Source organism: Enterobacter cloacae complex sp. HYC003_NIDB, from assembly GCF_056673375.1.
Map to the genome: position 1 here is coordinate 2,690,604 of NZ_CP114220.1, position 23,928 is coordinate 2,714,531.

At 53.7% G+C, this 23,928-nt stretch carries 25 protein-coding genes; 12 read left to right on the plus strand and 13 right to left on the minus strand.

Going from position 1 to position 23,928, the window contains the following annotated elements; translation table 11 throughout:
- Positions 1-51: 51 nt before the first annotated feature.
- Positions 52-2,085 carry a peptidyl-dipeptidase Dcp gene (gene dcp / locus O1722_RS12755; RefSeq protein ID WP_033486753.1) on the minus strand — a complete coding sequence of 678 codons (2,034 nt, stop codon included), beginning with the start codon at positions 2,083-2,085 and terminating at the stop codon, positions 52-54.
- A gap of 143 nt (positions 2,086-2,228) precedes the next feature.
- On the opposite strand from dcp, the gene ydfG reads away from it, so the two are divergent.
- Both ydfG and O1722_RS12765 read left to right on the plus strand, forming a co-directional pair.
- A complete protein-coding gene (ydfG, locus tag O1722_RS12760; protein WP_022647991.1) occupies positions 2,229-2,975 on the plus strand; it encodes a bifunctional NADP-dependent 3-hydroxy acid dehydrogenase/3-hydroxypropionate dehydrogenase YdfG in 747 nt (248 codons plus the stop codon).
- Between the two features lie 90 nt (positions 2,976-3,065).
- Entirely contained in the window at positions 3,066-3,752 is a 687-nt protein-coding gene (locus O1722_RS12765; RefSeq protein ID WP_003857403.1) for a GntR family transcriptional regulator, read from the plus strand.
- A gap of 35 nt (positions 3,753-3,787) precedes the next feature.
- On the opposite strand, the gene O1722_RS12770 is transcribed toward O1722_RS12765, so the two are convergent.
- Entirely contained in the window at positions 3,788-4,219 is a 432-nt protein-coding gene (locus O1722_RS12770; protein ID WP_015570611.1) for a universal stress protein, read from the minus strand.
- Between the two features lie 287 nt (positions 4,220-4,506).
- On the opposite strand from O1722_RS12770, the gene ydfZ reads away from it, so the two are divergent.
- The gene (ydfZ, locus tag O1722_RS12775) at positions 4,507-4,710 is read left to right on the plus strand and encodes a putative selenium delivery protein YdfZ (protein WP_003857405.1); all 204 of its coding nucleotides are present in this window, start codon (positions 4,507-4,509) and stop codon (positions 4,708-4,710) included.
- Between the two features lie 44 nt (positions 4,711-4,754).
- Here the strand turns inward: ydfZ and O1722_RS12780 are convergent, their stop codons facing one another.
- The 7 genes from O1722_RS12780 to O1722_RS12810 form a co-directional block, all read right to left on the minus strand.
- Positions 4,755-6,218 (minus strand): mannitol dehydrogenase family protein, encoded by a 1,464-nt coding sequence (locus O1722_RS12780; RefSeq protein WP_033486751.1) that lies wholly within the window; start codon positions 6,216-6,218, stop codon positions 4,755-4,757.
- Positions 6,219-6,441: 223 nt separating this feature from the next.
- Positions 6,442-7,980 carry an MFS transporter gene (locus tag O1722_RS12785; RefSeq protein WP_015570613.1) on the minus strand — a complete coding sequence of 513 codons (1,539 nt, stop codon included), beginning with the start codon at positions 7,978-7,980 and terminating at the stop codon, positions 6,442-6,444.
- A 27-nt stretch (positions 7,981-8,007) separates the two neighbouring features.
- Complete coding sequence (uxaC, locus tag O1722_RS12790) at positions 8,008-9,414, minus strand: glucuronate isomerase (protein ID WP_032669998.1); 1,407 nt, start codon at positions 9,412-9,414, stop codon at positions 8,008-8,010.
- Entirely contained in the window at positions 9,411-10,796 is a 1,386-nt protein-coding gene (locus O1722_RS12795) for an MFS transporter (RefSeq protein WP_017694076.1), read from the minus strand. Before O1722_RS12795 ends, uxaC begins: the two co-directional genes overlap by 4 nt.
- Before the next feature lie 73 nt (positions 10,797-10,869).
- Complete coding sequence (locus O1722_RS12800) at positions 10,870-11,889, minus strand: Zn-dependent oxidoreductase (RefSeq protein WP_033486750.1); 1,020 nt, start codon at positions 11,887-11,889, stop codon at positions 10,870-10,872.
- Positions 11,890-11,903: 14 nt separating this feature from the next.
- On the minus strand, positions 11,904-13,118 hold the full coding sequence (manD, locus tag O1722_RS12805) for a D-mannonate dehydratase ManD (RefSeq protein ID WP_017384541.1): 1,215 nt from the start codon (positions 13,116-13,118) through the stop codon (positions 11,904-11,906).
- A 111-nt stretch (positions 13,119-13,229) separates the two neighbouring features.
- Entirely contained in the window at positions 13,230-13,556 is a 327-nt protein-coding gene (locus O1722_RS12810) for a YnfA family protein (RefSeq protein ID WP_003857412.1), read from the minus strand.
- A gap of 150 nt (positions 13,557-13,706) precedes the next feature.
- Between O1722_RS12810 and O1722_RS12815 the strand changes: the two genes are divergently transcribed.
- Positions 13,707-14,045 carry a DUF1283 family protein gene (locus O1722_RS12815; RefSeq protein WP_006808856.1) on the plus strand — a complete coding sequence of 113 codons (339 nt, stop codon included), beginning with the start codon at positions 13,707-13,709 and terminating at the stop codon, positions 14,043-14,045.
- Positions 14,045-14,605: a spermidine N1-acetyltransferase gene (gene speG, locus O1722_RS12820; RefSeq protein WP_003857416.1), complete on the plus strand. Its 561-nt coding sequence runs from the start codon at positions 14,045-14,047 to the stop codon at positions 14,603-14,605. Before O1722_RS12815 ends, speG begins: the two co-directional genes overlap by 1 nt.
- A 17-nt stretch (positions 14,606-14,622) precedes the next feature.
- Here the strand turns inward: speG and O1722_RS12825 are convergent, their stop codons facing one another.
- Positions 14,623-15,333, minus strand: a complete 711-nt coding sequence (locus O1722_RS12825; protein ID WP_017384542.1) for a YnfC family lipoprotein — start codon at positions 15,331-15,333, stop codon at positions 14,623-14,625.
- Between the two features lie 136 nt (positions 15,334-15,469).
- Between O1722_RS12825 and O1722_RS12830 the strand changes: the two genes are divergently transcribed.
- From O1722_RS12830 to O1722_RS12860, 7 genes are all read left to right on the plus strand, one after another.
- Positions 15,470-16,225, plus strand: coding sequence for a glycosyltransferase family 25 protein (locus O1722_RS12830; protein WP_033486749.1), 756 nt, complete (start codon positions 15,470-15,472; stop codon positions 16,223-16,225).
- Positions 16,226-16,353: 128 nt separating this feature from the next.
- Positions 16,354-16,659 carry a DUF1161 domain-containing protein gene (locus O1722_RS12835; protein ID WP_003857424.1) on the plus strand — a complete coding sequence of 102 codons (306 nt, stop codon included), beginning with the start codon at positions 16,354-16,356 and terminating at the stop codon, positions 16,657-16,659.
- A gap of 130 nt (positions 16,660-16,789) precedes the next feature.
- Positions 16,790-19,228 carry a selenate/tellurate reductase subunit YnfE gene (gene ynfE / locus O1722_RS12840; RefSeq protein ID WP_033486748.1) on the plus strand — a complete coding sequence of 813 codons (2,439 nt, stop codon included), beginning with the start codon at positions 16,790-16,792 and terminating at the stop codon, positions 19,226-19,228.
- Positions 19,229-19,238: 10 nt separating this feature from the next.
- Entirely contained in the window at positions 19,239-19,856 is a 618-nt protein-coding gene (locus tag O1722_RS12845; protein WP_017384545.1) for a DMSO/selenate family reductase complex B subunit, read from the plus strand.
- A gap of 1 nt (position 19,857) precedes the next feature.
- Complete coding sequence (locus O1722_RS12850; protein WP_058686655.1) at positions 19,858-20,712, plus strand: dimethyl sulfoxide reductase anchor subunit family protein; 855 nt, start codon at positions 19,858-19,860, stop codon at positions 20,710-20,712.
- Positions 20,713-20,756: 44 nt separating this feature from the next.
- Positions 20,757-21,371 (plus strand): Tat proofreading chaperone DmsD, encoded by a 615-nt coding sequence (gene dmsD / locus O1722_RS12855; protein ID WP_015570619.1) that lies wholly within the window; start codon positions 20,757-20,759, stop codon positions 21,369-21,371.
- A gap of 109 nt (positions 21,372-21,480) precedes the next feature.
- Positions 21,481-21,792, plus strand: a complete 312-nt coding sequence (locus tag O1722_RS12860; RefSeq protein ID WP_017384548.1) for a YebG family protein — start codon at positions 21,481-21,483, stop codon at positions 21,790-21,792.
- A 114-nt stretch (positions 21,793-21,906) separates the two neighbouring features.
- Here O1722_RS12860 and O1722_RS12865 read toward each other — a convergent pair whose 3' ends face one another.
- The 3 genes from O1722_RS12865 to O1722_RS12875 all read right to left on the minus strand — a co-directional run bounded on the left by O1722_RS12865 (position 21,907) and on the right by O1722_RS12875 (position 23,907).
- Positions 21,907-22,221, minus strand: coding sequence for a hypothetical protein (locus O1722_RS12865; RefSeq protein ID WP_033487062.1), 315 nt, complete (start codon positions 22,219-22,221; stop codon positions 21,907-21,909).
- A gap of 38 nt (positions 22,222-22,259) precedes the next feature.
- Positions 22,260-22,937 (minus strand): type A chloramphenicol O-acetyltransferase, encoded by a 678-nt coding sequence (gene catA / locus O1722_RS12870; RefSeq protein WP_015570622.1) that lies wholly within the window; start codon positions 22,935-22,937, stop codon positions 22,260-22,262.
- Between the two features lie 85 nt (positions 22,938-23,022).
- Entirely contained in the window at positions 23,023-23,907 is an 885-nt protein-coding gene (locus tag O1722_RS12875; RefSeq protein ID WP_033487063.1) for a LysR family transcriptional regulator, read from the minus strand.
- Positions 23,908-23,928: the final 21 nt, after the last annotated feature.

A 23,928-nucleotide genomic window follows, 5' to 3' on the forward strand; every position in this document is an offset into this window, starting at 1 on the left:
GAAAGAAAAAACCGGGCCTCGCGCCCGGTTCTGTTCCCACACTAAAAAGCCTTACGCACTCAATCCGCGATTCTCCAGCATCGGTTCGATCTTCGGATCGTGCCCGCGCCAGTTCCGGTAAAGTTCAGCTAAATCAGTGCTGTTGCCGCGGGACAAAATCGCCTCGCGGAATTTCTGTCCGTTCACGCGCGTCAAACCGCCCTGCTCGACAAACCACTGGTAGCCATCGTCCGCCAGCATCTGCGTCCAGAGATAGGCGTAATAGCCCGCCGCGTAGCCGCCGCCGAAGATGTGGGCGAAATAGCTGCTGCGATAGCGCGGCGGTACGGCTGGAAGATCCAACCCCTCTTTTTTCAACGCGGCGGCTTCAAAGGCTTCCACGTCTTCAACGGGCTCCTGAATGCCGTGCCAGTTCATATCCAGCAGCGCGGCGCTCAATAGCTCCGTCATGTCATAACCCTTATTAAACTGGGTCGCATTGAGCATTTTTTCCCGCAGCGCATCCGGCATCGGTTCGCCTGTTTGATAGTGACGAGCAAAGTGCGCAAACACCTGCGGATGGCTGGCCCAGTGTTCATTGATTTGCGAAGGAAATTCAACGAAATCACGTGGCGTGTTGGTGCCTGAAAGCGTGGCATAGCGCTGGCTGGCAAACAGGCCATGCAGGGTATGGCCAAACTCGTGGAACAGGGTAATCACATCATCCCAGGAGATTAGCGCGGTCTGCCCGTTCGCCGTTTTTTGATAGTTGCAGACGTTATAAATCACCGGACGCGCGGCAAACTCATAAGACTGCTCAACAAAATTCCCCATCCACGCGCCGCCCGCTTTGGAATCACGCGCGAAAAAGTCGCCGTAGAACAGCGCCATGCCTTCACCCGTGTGGTCGAAAATCTCCCACACGCGAACATCCGGGTGGTAAACCGGAATATCAAAACGCTCGACAAAGCGGATACCGAACAGCTGCGTGGCGGTCCAGAATACGCCATCTTCCAGCACGGTATTGAGCGCGAAATAGGGTTTGATCTGCGACTCATCCAGCGCGTATTTCGCTGAGCGCACGCGTTCGGCATAAAACGCCCAGTCCCAGGCCTGTACCGTAAAACCACCCTGCTCGTCGTCGATGACCTTCTGAATATCCGCCTGCTCCAGCGCGGCCCTGCCGCGTGCCGCAGGAACTATCCCGCGCATGAATTCGAGCGCGGCTTCAGGCGTTTTCGCCATCTGATCGGCAATGCTCCAGCTCGCATAGTTGTCAAAGCCGAGCAGCTGCGCCTGTCTTGCCCGTAACGCGGTAAGCCGACGGATCAGCTCGCGCGTATCGTTTTCGTCGCCTTTCTGAGTGCGTTCCCAGCCCGCGCTGAACAACTTTTTACGGGTCTCGCGCAACGACAGCGCCGCCAGCGCGGGCTGTTGCGTGGTATTCAAAAGCGGGATCAGCCAGCGATCCGTCAGCCCTTTTTCTGCGGCAGCGTGAGCCGCGGCAGCCACCTCCTCCGCACTGAGCCCGTCAAGCTGGTGAACATCGTCCACCACCAGCCCTCCCGCCTTGTTCGCCGCCAGCAGGCGCTGGTTGAACTGGCTGGTCAGGGTGGCGGCTTCGGTATTCAGGGCTTTCAGCTCGGCTTTTTCATCGGCGTTCAGACGCGCGCCAGCAAGAACAAAGTGCTGATACATCTCCTCCGTCAGTCGTCGGGATTCGGCATCCAGCGCCTCGCGATCCTGCCAGACGGCTTCCACGCGGGCGAAAAGCGTATCGTTTAGCCAGATATCGTTCGCCAGCCCGGCCAGTTCGGTGGAGAACTGCTCGTCCAGTGCCTGAAGATCATCGTTGGTGTGTGCGGACGTCATGGCGAAGAACACGCTGCTCACGCGCGACAGCATGGCCCCGCTCTTTTCCAGCGCCAGCACGGTATTGTCGAAGTCCGGCGCGGCGCGCTGCGCGATAATCGCGTCAATGTCTGCACGCTTCAGGCGCATTGCTTCATCAAATGCCGGACGATAATGGCTGTCGTTAATCGCATCAAAACGTGGCGCCTGATAAGGCAACAGGCTAATTTCAAAAAAAGGATTGTTGACCGACATCGTTTACTCCTGAGCACGGTATTTCTCCCCAGAGTAGGCCAGCCTGCGCCGGCCTGCAATGGCGTCATACAAATGTTGCCTTAACGACGTGCCGGAGAGCGTGCTATGTTAGTACAACACAAAAAGCGTTGAGGAACAGTGAGATGATTATTTTAGTTACCGGGGCGACAGCGGGTTTTGGTGAAAGCATCACGCGTCGCTTCGTCGCCAACGGACACAAAGTGATTGCAACAGGGCGCCGTCAGGAGCGTTTGCAGGAGCTAAAAGACGAGCTGGGTGACAGCATTCTGACCGCGCAGCTGGACGTCCGCAACCGCGCCGCCATCGAAGAGATGATTGCCAACCTGCCTGCCGAATGGCGTGAAATTGACGTGCTGGTCAATAACGCTGGCCTGGCACTGGGCATGGAGCCTGCCCACAAAGCCAGCGTGGAAGACTGGGAAAACATGATCGACACCAACAACAAAGGGCTGGTGTACATGACCCGCGCCGTGCTGCCGGGCATGGTTGAACGTAACCGTGGCCATATCATTAACATCGGTTCCACCGCCGGAAGCTGGCCTTACGCGGGCGGCAACGTCTATGGCGCGACCAAAGCCTTTGTCCGCCAGTTCAGCCTGAACCTGCGCACCGACCTGCACGGAACCGCGATCCGCGTGACCGATGTTGAACCGGGTCTGGTAGGCGGAACTGAATTCTCCAACGTGCGTTTCAAAGGCGACGACGCGAAAGCGGATAAAACCTATGAAAACGCGAATGCGCTGACGCCGGAAGATATCACCGAAACCGTCTGGTGGGTCGCGACCCTGCCGAAGCACGTCAACATCAATACGGTTGAGATGATGCCCGTCAGCCAGACCTATGCCGGACTCAGCGTGCATCGCGGTTAATTTACCCTGCCCGGCCTGCGGGCCGGGTATGTGATGGCAGGGAAAAGAATGGTAGTATGTTCAGGTTAACTCTCTGAGAAATCACAACCCATGGCCGCTGAATCGCAACTTAATCCTACCCAGCCCGTTAATCAGCAAATATATCGCATCTTACGCCGTGATATTGTTCGCTGCCTGATCCCACCGGGAACGCCACTCTCAGAAAAAGAGGTTTCGGTACGTTTTGACGTTTCCCGTCAGCCCGTACGTGAGGCGTTTATTAAGCTTGCAGAAAACGGCCTTATTCAGATCCGCCCTCAGCGCGGCAGCTATGTAAATAAAATTTCGCTTTCGCAGGTACGGAATGGCTGTTTTGTTCGCCAGGCCATCGAGTGCGCCGTGGTGCGTCGCGCCGCGTCGCTCATCAACGATAACCAGTGCTACCTGCTGGAGCAAAACCTGCATCAGCAACGAATCGCCATCGACCGCAAACAGTTAAACGACTTTTTCCAGCTGGACGACGAGTTCCACCAGAAACTGGCGCAGATCGCCGAGTGCCAGCTCGCGTGGGATACCGTCGAAAACATCAAAGCTACCATCGACCGCGTGCGCTACATGAGCCTCGACCATGTTTCTCCGCCAGAGATGTTGCTGCGCCAGCATCATGATATTTTCAGCGCGCTGGAAAAACGCGACGTGGAAGCCGTAGATAAAGCGATGACGCTTCACCTTCAGGAAATTAGTGAGTCAGTTCAGTTAATTCGCCAGGAAAACCGCGAGTGGTTCAGCGAAGAATAAAACTTCGCCGCCCCCTTTCGGTTGCGGCGAAGTAATTAGCGGACCACTAATACCGGAATAGTGGCGTAGCGCAGGATAGTTTCAGCATTCGAACCCAGCAGATGGGTTGTAATGCTCGGATTTTTTGATCCGATAACAATGACATCATATTTCCCCTCTTTGCTGAGCTTGATGATTTCATCGCGTACGTTGCCGAAGCGAACTTCACAGTCAATATTGTCCGGGGACATATCAAAGAGCCGTTTCAGCGCCTTCATCTTCTTATCAGACTCGGCGGTCATATACTCTTCGAACTTCTTAATATCGGCATTGAACCCCCGCAGTAACGAACGGCTGCTGTTAGGGAGAATGTTGACCAGGGTGATCGTCGCGCCTTCCGCCTTCGCGAGGTTGACCGCGTGGCGTACCGCTTTATCGCTCAAATCCATTTCAAACACATCAACAGGCATCAAAATTTTCTTATACATAAGCCTGACTCCTTTTCCGATGAAGGGTTATTTTCTGCCTCCAGAATGACATTGTGGATATAAACAAAACCTAAACACTTGCTCCTGGAAACTATCATTTAAAGAAAATAACTGTCCGCTTTGTAAAGTGGTATCCTGAACCGTCAACGCCTGCATGAAATAAGAAAAAAGTGTGAGCTTGATCAAAAGCAAATAATTTCGTTAAAGAGAGGCGTATTAATAGTGCCCCGTGAACGGCAGCCGTTGAATTAGCGCCGTAACGGATAAGTACGAGAGGAGAAAATACCATGATGACATACGACCGTAACCGAAATGCAATCACCACTGGCAGCCGCGTCATGATTAGCGGCACAGGCCAGTTCGGCGTGATTAAAGCGATCCACAGCGACGGCCTTAATGCCGAGCAGGTGCGTCGTGGTAAAACGGTTGAAGTCGAGGGATGCGAAGGTAAGTTCGAACCGATTGAGCTGATTCGCCTGGGGATGCACTAAGCTGCGCCCCGACATGCCGCCGCGGACGGCGGCATGTCATCGCGTTAAAGCCGGGAGGCGTACTCAGCAACCGTGGCCTTCGCGCCTTTTTGCAGCAACGTTTGATAGGCCTGCATGACCGCAGCCACAAACACCGCGTCCTTCTGCAGCTCGTTACCGAAAATAGCCTCAATGCCCAACAGCGCGCTAACGCGGCTTTCGCCTTCAGCGCTACCGTTTACCGCCGCCTGAATCACCGCCAGCTGCGGATCGCTCACCTCAATCGCGTTACCCTGCTCATCCACACCGCCGACATAACGCATCCAGCCCGCAACACCGAGGGCCAGCAGCGGGAAGGGTTTCTGGTGGACAAGGTGCCAGCGAACGGAATCGAGCATCCGCTGCGGCAATTTCTGGCTACCGTCCATGGCGATTTGCCAGGTGCGGTGACGCAGGGCCGGATTGCTGTAACGTGCGATCAGCTGGTCGGCATAGTGAGCTAAATCCACCCCCTTCACTTTCAGCGTCGGCGCCTGCTCTTTCAGCATCAGCGCATGCGCGGCTGCGCGATAATGTTCATCTTCCATGCAGTCGTTAATGTGCTGATAACCGGCCAGGTAGCCGAGATAGGCCAGGAACGAGTGGCTGCCGTTAAGCATACGCAGCTTCATCTCTTCAAACGGAATGACATCAGAAACCAGTTCCGCACCGGCCTTTTCCCACTGTGGACGTCCGGCGACGAAATTATCTTCTACCACCCACTGGCGGAACGGCTCGCAGGCGACACCTGCCGGATCGCGTACGCCGGTCAGCTGTTCAATTTTATCCAGCGTTTCAGCCGTGACGGCGGGCACAATACGGTCCACCATGGTTGACGGGAAGGTGACGTTCGCTTCAATCCAGTCGGCCAGTTCGCCGTCAACAGCGCGCGCGTAGGCGCAGGTGACATTGCGCATCACGTGGCCATTTTCCGGCATGTTATCGCATGACATCACGCTGAATGCTGGCAGCCCCGCCGCCTTACGCCGCGCCAGCGCTTCAACCACTACGCCTGGCGCAGATTTCGGCTGATGGGGGTTTTGCAGGTCGGCAACGATTAACGGATGATCGAACATCAGTTGTCCGGTTGCCGGGGAGTGGCAATACCCTTTCTCGGTGATGGTCAGGGAAACAATGGCGACCTGCGGATCGCACAGCGCCGCCAGCACGGTTTCAAGGCCGTCGACCTGCGCATGCAGCGCATTTTTGACGACGCCGACCACGCGCGCCGTCCACGCATCGGCAGACATCTCTGCTACGGTGTAAAGATTATCCTGTGCCTTCAGATCGGCGATCTGCTGTTCGCCGCCAATCAGGTTAACTTCGCAGTAACCCCAGTCGCTGCCCTGTTCTGCGGCGAGTATATCGGTGTACACCGCCTGGTGCGCACGGTGAAACGCGCCAAACCCTAAATGAACAATGCGTGCCTTGAGGCTGTCGCGATCGTACTGAGGACGCGTTGCCTTCGCCTGTAATAAACGGTTTTCCATGATTGAGACTCGTTAATTATGAACGCTGAGATCCGCAGCCGCTCTGGTGACAGTGCGGCTGCGCCGGTTGACTAAACCAACTAGAATGGCAGTGTCATTACTTTATCCTGCCGATCACAATACTGGTTATGCTGCCATGAACATTGATTTACATTAACTTTCGGCCAAGTGGTGTGATATAAAAATCAAGTTGTGTGACATCTGGCAAAAGATATAAACCAGATCATACAGGGGTGCGCACCGTCTGCTCGCCGGACCGGACCGTCGGCTCACGCCACAACCTGTCGTAGGAATAGCCTGTTAAATCTTCCACGACCCGGCGAGCTTCGGCGGATACGCGTTGGGGAGAGCCGTTGGCTTTCAGGCGATCCAGCTCATCCACAAAGATTTTGTGCGTACGCTTGTTCAGGTTGAATGTCAGAGCCTGCCACAGGGCCAGGATAAGCAAGGCAGCAGTGCCGATGAACATCAGCATTGCGATGGTGTGGATGGCTTCGGTTGGCTGCGTCTGGCTCCCTTTTACAAATCCGCCGCTTTGTAACAGGAGACCCACAATAAAGGTGGCAATAGCGACCGTGGTTTTTCGGGAAAATGTCATTACCGCGGCAAACAGTCCCTCACGACGCTGACGGCTGACCATTTCATCGATATCTGGAATGAACGGGAACACGTTCCACGGTGTAAACTCAAGGACGCAGCGCCCCACCTGATACACCCCGGCCAGAATGACCAGCGTCGCGACGGTATTCAGCGCAGGGATCTGGTACACGGCAAAGAAGCCCCCCAAACAGAGCAACATCAGTGAATAGGCAAATACATATAGCTTTGATGGCCCATATCTGATGATCCCTATACCCGCAATTAACGTGACGGGCAGCCCCACAATACTCATCGACAGCAGCGTGCCTGCCAGTGAGGAAGAGACATTCAGACAGTAGACGCAGAAAAATACAAATACCGTGTTGTAGACATCTTTGCCGGTAAACGACAGCAGATAGATGGCGAGATGTTTCCTGAAGGCCCGGATTTTCAGGGTGGAACCATACTCCTTAAAAAGTCGTCCAAAGGCAGCCAGCTTCTCCCCTGCTGTTTGTGGGCGTGTGTTTTTTTCCAGCCCGGAGAGCATTTCCGGCGTCAACTCGCGTTCCCAGGTCACTTTCCACGAGATGAATACACATACCATAAACAGTACAGCAAAAATAACGCCGTTTATGAGGTAGGCATGGGCGCTGTTTTCCCCGAAATAGCCGATCAGTAATCCGGGAATAAATGTCGCCAGAAACGTCCCGGACGCTGAAAGAAACATGCGACAGGTAGAGAGTTTGGTCCGCTGGTTAAAGTCTTTTGTCATTTCTGACGGTAACGTTTCCCACGGGATCAGTACCATTGCAGCAATAATTTCAAATGCTAGATAGACGGCGAGATAAAAACCGTATGTCATGCCATCAAGCCACAGCAATGCATAGACCAGCATCAACGGTGCACCGATCAGCAAAAAGAAACGTCGGCGACCAAATTTTTTACCAAAATAGTTTTTGTAAAAATGGTCAGTGAAACTTCCCATAAACAAACTAACGATAGCATCGACAATGCGCGCTATAGCAACAATAGACGCCGCTTCAACCGGTGACAACCCAACAAATGTCGTATAGAAGAATAATAACCAGGCGCCGATAACGGTAAAGGCACCGCCGCCCATAATATCCGTTAGTCCGTAGCCGATACTAACCGGAATAGTAATTTTTTTTGCAGTACGAGACATGTTCCATCCCCACTCAGTGAGTAGAATTTAGAATCTGAAATAGTTTTCAGCATTATCATGGCAAATATTTTTAACCATCTTCGTTAGGATGGCGTTATTATCCGGAACTTCACCACGCTCCACCCAGCCGCCAATGATATTGCACAAAATACGACGGAAATAATCGTGGCGAGTATACGAAACCAGACTACGGGAATCGGTTAACATACCGACAAAATTCATTAATAGCCCCTGATCCGCAAGGCTATGTAGCTGGTTTTCCATTCCGCGTTGAGTGTCGTTAAACCACCATCCGGAGCCAAACTGTATCGGCGATTTAACGCCCAATTCCGCAGTCTGAAAATTAGCGATAGTCGTCGCGACAATATCGTTATAACTGGCGTTGAGGTTATATAGAATGGTTTTGGGCAAAGCTTCAGCCTGCGCCATTGCATCCAGGAGTTGGTTGAGATTGGCCGCAAGATTCGACTGATCGGTCAGCGAGTCAAAACCAGTATTACTACCCAAAGAACGGTACATGCGGGAATTATTATTGCGAATCGCACCGAAGTGTATCTGCATTGCCCAGTTATGCTGCCTGTAATTATGCGCCAGCATAATAAAAATGGCACTGTCAAGAATCGCATTATTACGGGCGTCCAGATTTTCACCCCGGCGCTTTCGGGCAAACACGGATTCAACCTGTCTTTCATCTGCTGACTGAAAATGGATCTCCACGGGTCCGTGATCGGAAATTCGGCACCCCATTTCGTGGAACCAGGCAATACGCTGGCTCATTCCCTTAACAAAATCGCTGAATGTCTGGATTTTAGATCCTGTCGTCTCACCTAATCGATCGATAAAGTCGGCAAACTGTTCCGCGTTTTGCGCAAAAACATCGTCCGGACGAAAGGTCGGTAATACCTTAACGTTGAACGTCGCGTCATCACGCAATAATTGATGGTAGCGTAAATCATCAAGCGGAGCATCTGTCGTGCAAATAACTTCTACCCTGGAGCGTTTAATGAGTTCCCTCGGCGTAAAATCAGGCTGCTGCAATAGCAGATTACAGCGCTCCATTATTTCACGCCAGTTATGCCTGCCCAGCGGTTCGTCACAGTTAAAATAGTGGTGAAGTTCTAAATGAGTCCAGTGATAGAGCGGATTTCCATAGCTCGCTTCGACCGTTTCAGCCCATGCCGCAAATTTATCCTCCGCCGGGGCATCGCCCGTAATGTATTTTTCGTCAATACCGTTGGCGCGCATGGCGCGCCATTTATAATGATCGCCAGCCAGCCAGAGTTCGGTAATATTATCGAGATTTTTATTCTCGAAGATATCTTTCGCGTCCAGGTGACAGTGATAATCAATAATTGGCAGCGCTTTCGCGACGTTACGATAAAGTTCAACACCTCTCGCATTGCCAATCATGAAGTTATCGTTAATAAAACTCATGACAGGGCTCCATATTTCCGCTGCTTCGCTGCGGTATCGCTCTGGCGCAGGGGTTCAGCTGCATCTTCCACCAGGCTCAAATCGCGGTCGCGCACTTCTGGCATCAGCAAAGCGGAGACCAGCCCAATCAGCGAGTACGCCACCAGCATCGCCACAATCGGCCACCAGGACCCGGTCATATTGCAGAAGATCCCCGCCAGCACCGGACCAAAGCCTACCGCCACGAGACCGCCCGCCTCTTTGGAGATCGCCATGCGGGTAAAGCGGTTTCGCGAACCAAACATCTCCGCCATGGTGATGTTTTCCAGCGCAAACAGCCCGAGCACCGCAAAGTTATGAATAACGATGATAGAGAGCATAATCACGCCCGGCGCGTAACTCTTATCGACGATAATCGACAGCATCGGGTAAGCCAGAATAATGGCTGAAATGTTAAGGATGATATATGGCAGACGGCGCCCCACTTTATCGGACAGCCAGCCCAGCAGCGGGATGGAGACGAAGCCAAGAATCGAGCTGATCATCAGCGCATCGGTTGGGATCGCCTTATCAAATAACAGCGTCTGTACCAAGTACCCGGCAAGGAAGGTCTGGATAAGCCCAGAGTTACCGGCCTGACCAAAGCGCAGCCCCGTCGCCAGCCAGAACGATTTGCTCTTAAACATCGCGCCGACCGAGGTATCCTGCGCAGCAACCGGCGCAACGGCTTCGGCATCGTTTACCTTCTCAAACACCGGGCTCTCTTTAAGGTTCATACGCAGCCAGATGGCGAAGATCATCACCACCACGCTGGCGAGGAACGGCACGCGCCAGCCCCAGGCAATAAGTTCTTCACGATCGAGGGCAAAGAACATCACGGCCCAGATCGCCGTGGCGCTCAGCGTCCCGCAGTTGGTGCCCATGGCCACCAGCGAGGAGATGATGCCGCGTTTACCCTTCGGGGCGTATTCGGCCAGCATGGTGCCTGCGCCGGAGATTTCAGCCCCCGCGCCCAGCCCCTGAATAATACGCAGCGTCACCAGCAGCACCGGTGCGAAAATCCCGATCTGCGCGTAGGTTGGCAGGACGCCGATTAAGGTGGTGCAGATCCCCATCATGGTGATGGTGATAAACAGCACTTTTTTACGGCCAATTCTGTCGCCCATTCTGCCGAAGATAAATGCCCCGACAATACGCGCGATGTAGCCTGCGCCGTAGGTGCCCATCGCCAGGATCAGCGCCATGGCCGCGGACTGCTCAGGGAAGAAAATTTCATGAAACACCAGCGCGGCGCCAAGGGAGTAGAGCTGGAAATCCATAAACTCCAGGGCGGTGCCCAGCCAGCCAGATACGGCGGCTTTCACCAGATCTGACGTACTTCTTTGAGGTTGTGCTTGAGTCATAATGGCTATCTCTGCAAGGTAAGATGCGTACCACTGAGAGCCTGTCTTCGCAGGCTCTTAACCGCGTGAATTATTATTGGTCGAACGTGAGCAAGACTTTGCAGCACTGCCGCTGGTCTTTTTCAAACAGTTCGATGGCGTCTGTAACGTGGTGATAGTCAAATGTATGGGTGACCAGTTTTTCAGGGTCGATCAGCCCTTTTTCCAGCCAGTCAATGACCACCGGGAATTTGTTGGCATTCAGGCGCGAAGAGAAGATCGACAGCTCTTTGCCGGTGATCCCCTGCTGCACAATCTGGCTCGGGTCGCTGGAGAAGCCCATCAGCACGATGCGCGCCGCCGGAGACGCCAGCGTAATCGCTTCCTGTAAAATGGACGGATGACAGGCAGCATCGATGATTAACGTCGGCTTGATGCCTTTTTCATCCAGCGCGGTCTGTAGGGACTGCTCGCCGTTGTTGAAAACCCAGTCTGCGCCGCTGCGTTGCGCCATCTCCAGCCGCTCATCAATGCGATCCACCACGATGACCTGCTTCACCTTGTAAACGCCCTTCAGCGCCTGCACGGTGACCAGCCCCATCGGGCCTGCGCCGTAAATCAGCGCCACATCCTGTTCGGTAGGTTTCGCCTGCCCCGTCACGTTGGCGGCAATGGTGAATGGCTCAACCATCACCGCGTGGTGGTCAGGGATCGCATCCGGAATGCGCCAGGCATTTTTCGCCGGCACCACGGCGTATTCGCTGAAGCCGCCGTCACGGTGGACGCCCAGCACCACCAGCGAAGTACAAACGTTCGGTTTTCCAACGGAACACGGGTAGCAGTGCCCGCAGCTGATCACCGGATCAACCGAAACGCGCTGGCCCAGTCGGGTGCCCTCCACGCCTTCGCCAACCGCGTCTATTTCGCCAAAGAACTCGTGACCGATTACCCGCGGGTATTTCGCAAACGGGTTATGCCCGCGATAGATATGGCTGTCTGAACCGCAAATACCGGCGAGCTTAATTTTGACGCGGACGTCGCCTGCGCCCGGCAACGGGAGAGGACGCTCTTCAATCACCAGCACATCCGGCTGTTGGATCACTACGCTTTTCATCATTCGCTCCTCGTTTACCAGTTCCAGAGGGTGCCGTCTTCCAGACGGGCCACCGGCAGATAAGCCGGATCGTACGGGTATTTCGCCGCCAGCTTCTCATCAAACTCAATGCCCAGCCCTGGCTTGTCGCCCGGGTGCATATAGCCGTTATCGAAGCGCCAGCTGTGCGGGAACACTTCCAGCATCTGCTCTGAATACCCCATATACTCCTGCACGCCGAAGTTCGGTACCCACAGGTCAAAATGCAGCGCCGCGGCGTGGCAAATCGGCGACAGATCCGACGGGCCGTGTGAGCCGGTACGCACCTGATAAAGTGAGGCAAAGTCCGCAATGCGACGCATCCCGGTGATGCCGCCCGCATGGGTTATGGTGGCGCGGATATAGTCAATGAGCTGCTCTTCAATCAGCTGCTTGCAGTCCCAGATGCTGTTGAACACTTCCCCCACCGCAATTGGCGTGACGGTGTGCTGGCGGATCAGGCGGAAACACTCCTGGTTTTCAGCGGGAGTCGGATCTTCCATCCAGAACAGACGGTACTCTTCAATGCTTTTGCCGAATCGCGCCGCTTCGATGGGCGTCAGACGGTGGTGCATGTCGTGAAGGAGATGTTCATTGAAGCCGAACTGACTGCGCACTGCGTCGAACAGTTTCGGCGTGAAGTCGAGGTATTTTTCAGTGGACCACAGCTGCTCTTCCGGCCAGGCGCCCTTGGTCGCTGGCTCATACGCCAGCCCTTTTCCTTTTGCCATGCCGTAGGTGGTTTTCATTCCCGGCACGCCGCACTGCACGCGAATTGCCTTGAAGCCCATCTCTTTATGACGGGCATAATCTTCCAGCACGTCGTCAATGGTGTGCCCGGTGGTGTGACAATAAACCATCACCCCTTCCCGGGAGGCTCCGCCCAGAAGCTGATAGAGCGGCATGTTCGCGGCTTTCGCCTTAATGTCCCACAGCGCCATATCCACGGCAGAAATCGCTGACATGGTGACCGGACCACGACGCCAGTAAGCGCCTTTATAGAAGAACTGCCAGATATCTTCGATGCGGTGCGCATCGCGGCCAATCAACTGAGGGCACAGGTGATCTTTCAGGTAGGAGGCAACGGAAAGTTCACGTCCGTTCAGCGTGGCATCACCCAGGCCGACAATGCCCTCATCGGTGGTGATTTTAAGGGTGACAAAGTTACGCCCCGGGCAGGTGACAAATACTTCAGCCCCGACAATCTTCATAATCCATTTCCTTACATCGCTCGTTGTGATGCAGGAAATTTACGCAACTACACTACTACCATACAAGTATAATGATCGTAAAATCAGCGGGCGATCACACTATAAGGACGCTTATGCGCGTCCCCAACCGGCCACGATGATCAACATGCCGCACAGGGCAATCAGCGCGCCTGCCCAGTCATACAGGCTTAGCCTGACGCCATCGACAACGCGCAGCCACAGCAGCGCGGTACAGACGTACACTCCGCCGTAGGCCGCATATACCCTCCCGCTGGCGGCCGGATGCAGGGTGAGCAGCCAGACAAAAAGGGCCAGGGACACACCCGCCGGGATCAGCAGCAGCGCGGAAGCGCCCCGCTTTAGCCAGAGCCACGGCAAAAAGCATCCGATGATTTCGCACAGCGCGGTCGCGAAAAAAAGCAGCGTCGTTTTGAACATTTTTCTCGTTTCGTGAGGATTGATTTAGACATCATACGCGATAATGTTCACATCGTTCCCATACCTGCCGCGCGGGTATGACACCCTTTCGGATTGGTGTAGAATCCAACGGGGTAATCCGATTGTCTGCACCCGTTTAAAGGAAACGCTATGACTACATTAAGCAAACGCCTTTGTCTGACAGCCGTACTGGCGCTGTCATCGTTCGCCTTCGCCGCAACGGCATCAGCCGAAACCAGCAAACTCATCATTGAGTCTGGTGACAGCGCGCAAAGCCGTCAGAACGCCGCCATGGACAAAGAACAATGGAATGACACCCGCAGCCTGCGTCAGAAAGTGAATAAGCGCGTGGAAAAAGAGTGGGATAAAGAAGACGTCGCGTTTGATGCCCGCGACAAATGCCAGCAAAGTGCCAACGTCAACGCCTATTGGGAGCCTAACACCCTGCGCTGTCTGGATCGTCGCACTGGCCGCACGGTAGCACCGTAATGTCGACGCCGTGTGACGTTAAGCTCCGTCCGCTGGAGCGCGAAGATTTACGCTTTGTTCACCAGCTCGACAACAATGCCAGCGTGATGCGCTACTGGTTTGAAGAGCCTTATGAGGCGTTTGTCGAGCTGTCCGATCTCTACGACAAGCATATCCACGATCAGAGTGAACGCCGGTTTGTGGTGGAGTGCGAAGGTGAGAAAGCCGGGCTGGTTGAACTGGTTGAGATCAACCACGTTCACCGTCGGGCGGAATTTCAGATCATTATTTCACCGGAGCACCAGGGGAAAGGTCTTGCGTCGCGGGCGGCAAAGCTGGCGATGGATTACGGGTTTAACGTCCTGAATCTCTACAAGCTTTACCTTATCGTCGACAAAGAGAACGAAAAAGCGATTCATATCTACCGTAAGCTGGGCTTTATGGTGGAAGGTGAACTGATCCATGAGTTCTTTATTAACGGCGAATACCGTAACACCATCCGCATGTGCATTTTCCAGCATCAGCATCTGGCCGGGCATAAGTCCTCCTCCGCCAGCCTGCTTAAACCCACCGCGCAGTAACCTGCGCGGTTTTATTCTCAATAATATTCAATGCTGTTTTTGATGGTGTACTTGTGCTCAACGGCAGGTTTGACGCTGTCATCGGTGATCACCAGCTCACAGCTCACCGGGTTATTGTGGCGATCGTAATCACAGCTCTGCTTTACATTGCCCATCGGTTTATCGTTCAACAGGCTTACCGCCGTATAATCCATGCGCTTGCGCAGATCTTTCGACGGCACCGACTTGACCGATAAACGCTTGTCGCCGGAAACCGTAGTTTTACCCAGCGGGTAGCCGTCGGCGTCATACTGGTACTTCACTTCCATCTCTTTGCTGTGCGCGGCAACCACAAACCCGTTATCGTCGGTGTCCCACGTCAGGCCGGCAGACGGCAGTTCCGCCAGCTGACATTTTCCCTGCAACTTTACCTTCTGCTGCTGGGTTTCCGCATCGACGTAGTAGTTAGCATCCAGCACCAGCGCAACGCCCGTATTAGCGTCGAGATCGTGCAGTTCAAGCGTATCGAAACACCCTTCCGTTGACATCGTGCCGGTCACACGTTTAGAGACTTCACCCTTATCGTTGAACAGCGTCTGGGTAAAATCCTTCACCGGCCCGCGCAGAGGATCAAAGTCAAACTCGTTCGAAAAACTCGCCATCTCCGGCGTAAATGACAGCGGCGCGGTGTTGTTGTCGCATCCCACCAGTACCGTTGCCAGTAGCGTTATCGCTGCGTATTTGTTCACATCATTTACCAAAAGAATGAAAGGATTGTGGCACTCATAGTAGCAAATAGTATGGTAGCGATGTTGAATTGGTTCGAATACTGGTAAAATGTACGAATGTAGTCCAGCCAAACAGTCTTCAAGGAACGTTCAAAGGATGAGAACTTTTATAATCAATCTCAAACACTCGCTCGAGCGTCGTGCAAAAATGGAATCTCAACTATTAAAGTTGAACATTGCACACGAATTTATCGAAGCAATTGACGGTCGGAAAATGACTGAAACTGAACGCAGAAATGTCACGCGTGAGGTGAATTATGCTTTTCTCCCAGGTGAAGTGGGTTGCGCATTAAGTCACCTGGAAATATATAAAAAAATAACATATGAAAATATCGACGCAGCTCTCATCCTCGAGGATGATGTCGTAATAAATAATGATTTACGTGAAATACTCGACAACGTAACGCTTAGCACGACTAAACCTGAGATTCTACTTCTTAGTCGAGTTAATAAATATTACAAAAAACCTCTCAAAAGCATAAATGGCTCATATAGCATTCATAAAACTCAACAAGCCACGACTGCTCACGCTTATATTATTAATCAAAAAGCTGCCAGTAATCTCCTTCAGAACCTATACCCTGTGTGGATGGTTTCTGACAAATGGAGCTTATTCGAAGATTTATCTTTGGCTAAAATTCATTCAATCATACCTTTTCCTGTATGTCTTTCCGAAGAAGCGAACGCCTCAACTATTAATGAATCGAAAGGCGATGCCGCTTTAGATGCCAAAAAGAAAGAAATCTGGGAATTGCTGATGCGGGAAAGACCTTTAGCTGCAAAGCTTCGCCATCGTTGCCGACGCGCGATTACACCATTGTTCAATCCAATAATAAATCAAGGGAAAGGGTAAGAGTATTATTCTTTTTAATTACCGAGCGATTTAGCATTTCCAGGACAATTCAGAAAGACAGGTCCAAAAACAAAAGCTTACCCTAACCCTGCTATGCTTACAGTCCACACAGTGAAAAGGAGCTACAGATGAAACGGTTACCCTGGATTACCGCCCTGCTGTTAATGAGTGCTTCACCCGCTCTTCTTGCGGCCCCGGACTCCTGCGAGCGCGTGAAAAGCGACATTCAGCAGAAGATTATCAACAACGGCGTACCGGAGTCTGGCTTTACCCTGAACATCGTCCCGAACGATCAGGCCGATCAGCCGGATGCGCAGGTCGTTGGGCATTGTGCCAACGATACTTTCAAAATTTTGTACACCCGCACCAGTAGCGGCAACTACCCGGTGAGCGGCGCAGGTACGCAAGAGAATGCGCCCGCTGAGCCGCAATGATTTTCCCACTCAATTCCCCTGATTTGACGAGGATTAATATTTAATACCTCTAAATAAGTAACACTCCCCCCATCATTAGCCCGGTTGTAGTCACGGGTGAAAATAATTATTAACAATGATGGGGTGAGTTATGTCCGAAGTTGAACATCACGGCGGTATAAGCCGTCGAACTCTGGTTAAATCTACTGCCATAGGATCCCTTGCGCTTGCCGCCGGTGGGATCGCATTACCTTTTGGTCTGAAAAGCGCCGCCGCCGCTGTGCAGTCCGCTATTCAGCCCGCAGAAGACAAAGTTGTCTGGGGCGCCTGCTCGGTAAACTGCGGTAGCCGCTGCGCGCTACGTCTGCACGTTCGCGATGACGAAGTCTACTGGGTTGAAACGGATAATACCGGCGAGGATATTTACGGCAACCATCAGGTTCGCGCCTGTCTGCGAGGCCGTTCAATTCGCCGTCGCATTAATCACCCAGACCGTCTGAACTATCCGATGAAACGCGTGGGCAAACGCGGAGAAGGCAAGTTTGAGCGTATCACCTGGGAAGAAGCGCTGGACACCATCGCCGCGAGCCTGAAAAGCGTGGTCGAAAAATACGGCAACGAAGCGGTCTACATTAACTACTCCTCCGGAATTGTAGGCGGCAACATCACCCGCTCCTCCCCTTATGCCTCGCTGGTCGCGCGCCTGATGAACTGCTACGGCGGCTTCCTCAGCCACTACGGCACCTACAGCACCGCGCAGATCGCCTGCGCAATGCCCTACACCTACGGCAGCAACGACGGCAACAGCACATCGGATATCGAAAACACCAAACTGGTCGTGATGTTCGGCAATAATCCGGCGAAAACGCGCATGAGCGGCGGCGGGATCACTTACTACCTTGAGCAGGCGCGCGAACGGTCAAACGCGCGGATGATCGTTATCGATCCGCGCTACACCGACACTGCCGCAGGGCGTGAAGACGAGTGGATCCCGATTCGTCCGGGCACCGATGCCGCGCTGGTGGCAGGTATTGCGTGGGTGCTGATTAATGAAAATCTGGTCGATCAACCTTTCCTCGATAAATACTGCGTGGGTTATGACGAAAAAACCCTACCGGAAGGCGCACCGGCTAATGGTCATTACAAAGCCTATATTCTCGGCCAGGGTGATGACAAAACCGCGAAAACCCCGAAGTGGGCGTCTCGCATAACGGGCATCCCTGCCGATCGCATCATTAAGCTGGCCCGTGAAATCGGTTCGGCGAAACCGGCCTACATTTGCCAGGGCTGGGGCCCACAGCGTCAGGCTAACGGGGAGCAAACGTCCCGCGCCATCGCCATGCTGCCGATCCTGACCGGCAACGTCGGCATTAACGGCGGCAACAGCGGCGCGCGCGAATCGACCTACACCATCACCATCGAACGCATGCCGCTGCCGGAAAATCCGGTGAAAACGCAAATTTCCTGCTTCAGCTGGACGGATGCCATCGTGCGTGGACCGGAGATGACCGCCCTGCGCGACGGCGTACGCGGCAAAGATAAGCTCGATGTGCCGATCAAGTTCATCTGGAACTACGCGGGTAATACCATCATCAACCAGCACTCCGATATCAACAAAACTCACGACATTTTGCAGGATGAGAACAAGTGCGAAACGATCGTCGTCATCGACAACTTTATGACCTCCTCCGCGAAGTATGCCGATATTGTTTTGCCGGATCTGATGACCGTCGAGCAGGAAGATATCATCCCCAACGATTACGCCGGCAACATGGGATACCTGATTTTTCTCCAGCCGGTTACCGCCCCGAAGTTCGAGCGCAAGCCCATCTACTGGATCATGAGTGAAGTGGCGAAACGCCTCGGACCGGATATCCATCAGAAATTCACCGAAGGCCGTACGCAGGAGCAGTGGCTGCGCTACCTGTACGCCAAAATGGTCGCCAAAGATCCGCTGCTGCCATCCTACGATGCGCTGAAAAAAATGGGTATTTATAAGCGCAAAGATCCTAACGGACATTTTGTGGCCTATAAAAAATTCCGTGACGATCCGGATGCCAATCCGCTGAAAACCCCGTCGGGCAAAATCGAGATCTACTCCAGCAAGCTGGCGGATATTGCGGCAACCTGGGAACTGCAAAAAGACGAAACCATCACCCCGCTGCCGGTCTATACCTCAACCTTTGAAGGCTGGGACGCGCCCGAGCGCAGCAAGTTCCCGCTGCAACTGTTCGGTTTCCACTTTAAAGCCCGTACCCACTCCAGCTACGGCAACGTGGATGTGCTCCAGGCCGCCTGTCGCCAGGAGGTGTGGCTTAACCCTGTGGATGCGGAGCAACGTGGAATCAAAAACGGGGATATGGTGCGCGTCTTCAACGACCGCGGCGAAGTGCGTATTGCCGCGAAAGTCACCCCGCGCATCATGCCCGGCGTAAGCGCGATGGGCCAGGGCGCCTGGCATGACGCCAACATGAATGGCGATCGTGTCGATCACGGCTCCTGCATCAATACCCTGACCACGCACCGCCCGTCACCGCTGGCGAAAGGCAACCCGCAGCACACGAACCTGGTGCAGATCGAGAAGGCATAAGGATTAACCGATGACTACCCAGTATGGATTTTTTATTGATTCCAGCCGCTGCACCGGGTGTAAAACCTGCGAGCTGGCCTGCAAGGATTACAAAGACCTGACCCCGGACGTCAGCTTCCGGCGTATTTATGAATATGCGGGCGGCGACTGGCAGGAGGACAACGGCGTCTGGCATCAGAATGTCTTCGCCTATTACCTGTCGATTGCCTGCAACCACTGCGAAGATCCGGCCTGCACCAAGGTCTGCCCGAGCGGGGCAATGCACAAGCGCGACGACGGTTTTGTGGTGGTGGACGAGGATGTCTGCATCGGCTGTCGCTACTGCCACATGGCCTGCCCGTACGGCGCGCCGCAGTACAATGCCGCCAAAGGCCACATGACCAAGTGCGACGGCTGCCACAGCCGCGTGGCGGACGGCAAAAAGCCCATCTGCGTCGAGTCCTGCCCGCTGCGCGCGCTGGACTTTGGCCCGATTGAAGAGCTGCGCAAAAAACACGGTCAGCTTGCTGCCGTCGCGCCGCTGCCGTCTGCGCACTTCACGAAGCCGAGTATTGTGATTAAACCTAACGCCAACAGCCGTCCGACGGGTGACACCACCGGCTACCTGGCAAACCCGAAGGAGGTGTGAGATGGGAAGTGGATGGCATGAATGGCCGCTGGTGATCTTCACCGTTTTCGGGCAGTGCGTGGCCGGCGCGTTAATCGTGATGGGCTTCGTCTGGCTAAAGGAAAATGATGACAAGGCCAGAATGCGTATCGTGCGCAGCCTGTTTTGTCTCTGGCTGGTAATGGGTATTGGGTTTATGGCCTCGGTACTGCATCTTGGCTCCCCGCTGCGTGCTTTCAACTCGCTTAACCGCGTGGGCGCGTCAGCGCTGAGTAATGAGATCGCGGCGGGTTCGATCTTCTTTGCCGTGGGCGGTTTCTGGTGGCTGGTGTCGGTTATCGGTAAAATGCCCCCAGCTTTGGGCAAAATCTGGCTGGTTGTCAGCCAGATCCTGGGCATCGTTTTTGTCTGGGCGATGACCCGTGTCTATCAGATTGAGACTGTCCCGACCTGGTATACGGGTTACACCACGCTGAGCTTCTTCCTGACGATGGTTCTGGCTGGTCCTCTGCTGGCCGCGCTGCTGCTGCGCGTCGCAAACGTGACATTCAAAGGTACTCTTGCCGCGTCAGTCAGCGTACTGGCACTTATCGTCTGCGTGGCGGTCGTCGTGTTGCAAAGCAATACGCTGGGGACAATACAGAGTTCCATCCAGCAGGCTAACGCCCTGCTTCCGGATTATGGTTCGCTTCAGGTATGGCGCATCGCGTTGCTGGCGGCGGGTTTAGGCTGCTGGATCTGCCCGCTGATTCGTCGTCAGGAGCCAAAAACGCTCGGCCTGTTTGCAGGTATCGTGCTGGTGGCGCTGGGTGAACTGATTGGCCGAGGGCTATTTTATGGTCTGCATATGACCGCAGGGTTAGCAATTGCAGGTTAACACAGGTGCGCGGGGCTACCCGCGCGCAAGTAAGGAAAGTTGTAATGAATGACGTCTCACACCGCGAATCGTTCGCGTTCAGCGCCCGGGTACTGGGCGCGCTGTTTTATTTCGCTCCAGACAGCGAGCAGACCGCGCCGCTGGTGAGTGCCCTGACCGCAGGTGACTGGGTTCAGGACTGGCCGCTGGCGGAGGAAAATCTGCTGCCTGTCGCCAGTATGTTTAAGACCCCATCGGATGAAGCGTTGAAAGACGCCTGGCAGCGTCTGTTTATTGGCCCGTATGCCCTGCCCGCCCCCCCGTGGGGCTCAGTCTGGCTTGATCGCGAGTCCGTGCTGTTTGGCGATTCGACCCTCGCGTTGCGTCAGTGGATGCGTGAAAACCATATCGCCTTTGAGATGCAGCAGAATGAGCCCGAAGATCATTTCGGAACGTTGCTGATGCTGGCGGCATGGCTTGCCGAGAACGGTCGCGAAACAGAACGCGACCAACTTCTTGCCTGGCATCTGCTGCCATGGAGCACGCGTTTCCTTAGCGTATTCGTTGAAAACGCGGCCCATCCGTTCTACACCGCGCTGGGTAAACTTGCCCAGCTGACGCTGGCGGAATGGCAGTCCACTTTGCTGATCCCGATTGCCGAAAAAACGCTGTACCGATAACAGCACCTGGCTTGTCCACCCGTTGTGCAGGCCAGGCTCGCACATTTTTGCTGCAACACAACGTCACAACTGCTATACTGTATATAATTACAGTATACGGGGGTGCACAATGGCTGTTGAAACAAAATTTGTTGTCGTAAGAAAAGGTGAAGAAAAAATGACATTTGCCAGTAAGAAAGAGGCTGACGCTCACGACAAGCTGCTCGATATGGCAGAAGCGTTTACCGACTGGCTGTTGCAAAGCGGAATGCAGATGGATGAAACGCAGGCGGAGAACCTTGGTCTTTATCTCGCCGAGCAGAAAGAGTCCGTGCAGCATATCCTGCGTACCAGCAAGCTTCCCGAGCTCAATGCTGAAACGGATAAAACAGCATCAGATGCGGACAGCAGCAAAAAAATCCGGGCCGTCAAAGCCGCCTGATTGTCAGAACGTCTCATCACCTGTCCTGCCGCCGCGGGCCGGAAACGGCTCGCGGCTTTATTAAGGTCGGCTGAACCTTATATTCATCAACCGTAACCCTGAAAATACGTCCTGTTATCTTGATTTGTCCGCCTCAACGGTTACGCTGATATTCAGCCTTTTTGCTTCCATGGTTATCATTGTTTTGGCCAGGTCCTTATCGCCCCCGTGCACTTTATCTATCAGATCTTGTACAAGGGTCATCATCAGGAAGTTTTTATTTGCAGGATAGAAATCTGTCGTAGTGATCCCGTTATCCTTCAGGCGCTGATGCGCCACCGTCTCTGTATCTGCGATTATTTCAGCTACTTTCTCATGCATGATCTCGATCTGCTCGAAAACAATGCGGTTAATCATTTCAATCTGTTCTGGCGTAAAATTCGGTTCCATTATTTCCCCTCGTCAGGCGTATGTTAAAAACACGTGAATCACACGTTGAGCGCCTCTGAATGGTGCGGTAAATTATCACACAACTCTTGTAACTCGTTGATCAGCCTGGCCACATGGAAACCGTCACAGACAGAATGATGGACCTGAACGGCGAAAGGCAACAAGACTTTTCCATCCTGGTTATAGTATTTTCCAAACGTGAACATGGGCGCAAAAAAATTCCGCATGTTAGCGACGTTGACGTTGAAACTGCTAAAGCTGACCCACGGAATATCCGATATGAAGAATATATTTTCCCGGGACTCTTCCTTAGGCCAATAAGCAAGGATATTGCCATAGCGGGCGACATCTTCTGCATAAACGCGCTGAAAATGGTGAATATTTCCATCGTAATGACTCCATAACGATGAAAACGTCTCCGTTTCTTTATGGAAAAGGGTATAGCTTGGATGAACCTCATTCCATATTACAAGCTCATCATCCTTCATGGCCATACGGAATTCCGGATGCCGGTTTACGACGTCAGAAATAAGGGAAATAATCGCAGGATAAAATTTCCAGCCAACCTCTTTGATATGCTTTAGCAGCACGGTAATGTCCAGCTGAACCGTTTGGTTAAATGTAGATTGAGCAAAGCCCTGAAATACTTCAAAGTGTTCCTTTCTTGCCCAACGTGATAAGTCAACTACCGTATATTCTGGCATTATTTTTGTCATTTCAGAGCCTTAGTTGAGCTGCGCTATATAAAATAGTAGCGTATCACAAACGTAGGGGCTGTATAGACCGTAGCGAAGAGGCACCCTAAATATTCAGCGTATCAATCACCGCTCTCAACGCCGGGGATACGTTGCGGTGTGGATAATAGAGGTACAGTCCGTCCATCCGCAGGCTGTAGCGCTGTAAGACGCGTATGAGCGTGCCACGCTCCAGATCGTCAGCCACCAGCTCAACCGGGACATAGGCCAGCCCGAGTCCCAGCCGGGCCGCTTCAGCCTCCATGTAGCTGTCGGAAAAGGCCCATTGCCCCTCCGGGCGGTGAGTAACATGCTTCCCGTCCTGAACAAGCTCCCATTGATAGTGGTTACCGTCGGCAAACTGGTAGGCAATGCAGGGATGAGCATCCAGATCGGCGGGCGTCTGCGGGAAACCATAGCGCCGAAAATGCGCCGGAGCGGCAACCACAGCCATCTCCATATCGGGCGTGATGCGCACGGCAATCATGCCTTGTCCCACCTCCGGCCCAAGCCGGACGCCCGCGTCGAATCGCTCGGCAATGATATCCACGAACCGGCTCTCATTCATCAATTCCAGACGGATATCCGGGTAACGCTGTTTGAAGATAGCGAGCTTTGGCAGCAGGCATTTTTCGATGGCGTGCTGGCTGGCATTAATGCGCACCGTGCCGGATGGCGTCTGGCGGTAATGCGCCAGTCTGGTCAGCCCGGTATCGAGCGCATCAAAGGCTGAACCAGCGGTCTGGTAAAGTTGCTCCCCGGCGTGGGTCAGCGACAGTTTGCGCGTGGTACGCACCAGAAGCCGAACGCCCAGCCGCTCTTCCAGCTCGCGAACCGATCGACTGATCCCGGATTGTGCCAGCCCGAGCCGTTGCGCGGCTGCCGTGAAGCTTCCCTCCCGCACCACCTGGATAAACAGATACAGCTCATTGTAGTTTTCCCGCTTCGCCATCATGCCTCATCAATTCATAAC

Excerpts from the sequence above, each read along its gene's own strand:
- dcp (WP_033486753.1), bottom strand. The coding sequence starts at position 2,085 with ATGTCGGTCAACAATCCTTTTTTTGAAATTAGCCTGTTGCCTTATCAG.
- O1722_RS12785 (WP_015570613.1), bottom strand. The coding sequence starts at position 7,980 with ATGTCTCGTACTGCAAAAAAAATTACTATTCCGGTTAGTATCGGCTAC.
- O1722_RS12780 (WP_033486751.1), bottom strand. The coding sequence starts at position 6,218 with ATGGAAAACCGTTTATTACAGGCGAAGGCAACGCGTCCTCAGTACGAT.
- O1722_RS12765 (WP_003857403.1), top strand. The coding sequence starts at position 3,066 with ATGGCCGCTGAATCGCAACTTAATCCTACCCAGCCCGTTAATCAGCAA.
- O1722_RS12830 (WP_033486749.1), top strand. The coding sequence starts at position 15,470 with ATGAGAACTTTTATAATCAATCTCAAACACTCGCTCGAGCGTCGTGCA.
- catA (WP_015570622.1), bottom strand. The coding sequence starts at position 22,937 with ATGACAAAAATAATGCCAGAATATACGGTAGTTGACTTATCACGTTGG.
- O1722_RS12860 (WP_017384548.1), top strand. The coding sequence starts at position 21,481 with ATGGCTGTTGAAACAAAATTTGTTGTCGTAAGAAAAGGTGAAGAAAAA.
- ydfG (WP_022647991.1), top strand. The coding sequence starts at position 2,229 with ATGATTATTTTAGTTACCGGGGCGACAGCGGGTTTTGGTGAAAGCATC.
- uxaC (WP_032669998.1), bottom strand. The coding sequence starts at position 9,414 with ATGAGTTTTATTAACGATAACTTCATGATTGGCAATGCGAGAGGTGTT.
- O1722_RS12770 (WP_015570611.1), bottom strand. The coding sequence starts at position 4,219 with ATGTATAAGAAAATTTTGATGCCTGTTGATGTGTTTGAAATGGATTTG.
- O1722_RS12835 (WP_003857424.1), top strand. The coding sequence starts at position 16,354 with ATGAAACGGTTACCCTGGATTACCGCCCTGCTGTTAATGAGTGCTTCA.
- speG (WP_003857416.1), top strand. The coding sequence starts at position 14,045 with ATGTCGACGCCGTGTGACGTTAAGCTCCGTCCGCTGGAGCGCGAAGAT.
- ydfZ (WP_003857405.1), top strand. The coding sequence starts at position 4,507 with ATGATGACATACGACCGTAACCGAAATGCAATCACCACTGGCAGCCGC.
- O1722_RS12850 (WP_058686655.1), top strand. The coding sequence starts at position 19,858 with ATGGGAAGTGGATGGCATGAATGGCCGCTGGTGATCTTCACCGTTTTC.
- O1722_RS12875 (WP_033487063.1), bottom strand. The coding sequence starts at position 23,907 with ATGGCGAAGCGGGAAAACTACAATGAGCTGTATCTGTTTATCCAGGTG.
- O1722_RS12815 (WP_006808856.1), top strand. The coding sequence starts at position 13,707 with ATGACTACATTAAGCAAACGCCTTTGTCTGACAGCCGTACTGGCGCTG.
- O1722_RS12845 (WP_017384545.1), top strand. The coding sequence starts at position 19,239 with ATGACTACCCAGTATGGATTTTTTATTGATTCCAGCCGCTGCACCGGG.
- ynfE (WP_033486748.1), top strand. The coding sequence starts at position 16,790 with ATGTCCGAAGTTGAACATCACGGCGGTATAAGCCGTCGAACTCTGGTT.
- O1722_RS12865 (WP_033487062.1), bottom strand. The coding sequence starts at position 22,221 with ATGGAACCGAATTTTACGCCAGAACAGATTGAAATGATTAACCGCATT.
- dmsD (WP_015570619.1), top strand. The coding sequence starts at position 20,757 with ATGAATGACGTCTCACACCGCGAATCGTTCGCGTTCAGCGCCCGGGTA.
- O1722_RS12810 (WP_003857412.1), bottom strand. The coding sequence starts at position 13,556 with ATGTTCAAAACGACGCTGCTTTTTTTCGCGACCGCGCTGTGCGAAATC.
- O1722_RS12800 (WP_033486750.1), bottom strand. The coding sequence starts at position 11,889 with ATGAAAAGCGTAGTGATCCAACAGCCGGATGTGCTGGTGATTGAAGAG.
- O1722_RS12795 (WP_017694076.1), bottom strand. The coding sequence starts at position 10,796 with ATGACTCAAGCACAACCTCAAAGAAGTACGTCAGATCTGGTGAAAGCC.
- manD (WP_017384541.1), bottom strand. The coding sequence starts at position 13,118 with ATGAAGATTGTCGGGGCTGAAGTATTTGTCACCTGCCCGGGGCGTAAC.